At 60.5% G+C, this 223-nt stretch carries 1 protein-coding gene; it reads right to left on the reverse strand.

What is annotated here, in order from left to right; all coding sequences use genetic code 11:
• Positions 1-223 (reverse strand): CHC2 zinc finger domain-containing protein (locus ABR397_RS24755; RefSeq protein ID WP_350307979.1); only part of this gene is annotated, 223 nt, incomplete at both ends.

Raw genomic sequence — 223 nt, forward strand, 5'->3', positions numbered from 1 at the left:
GAGCAGCGCCTGCCGTCCGGCTTCATCTTCGGCCAGCACGGCGGGTTCATCCGGCTGGACCAGCGGGGCCATTGCCGGATTTTCGCCCAGTTCCCCGCGCAGGCGTTCCACCGCATGGCGCAGGCTTAAGCCTTCGGTTTTCATCACCCAGTCCAGTACTGAGCCGCCGGCATCACAGCCAAAACAGTGATAGAGATTTTTTGCCGGTGAGATAACCATTGAC

This window comes from Photorhabdus viridis (assembly GCF_040256935.1).
In the GTDB taxonomy this organism is placed as follows: Bacteria; Pseudomonadota; Gammaproteobacteria; order Enterobacterales; family Enterobacteriaceae; genus Photorhabdus; species Photorhabdus viridis.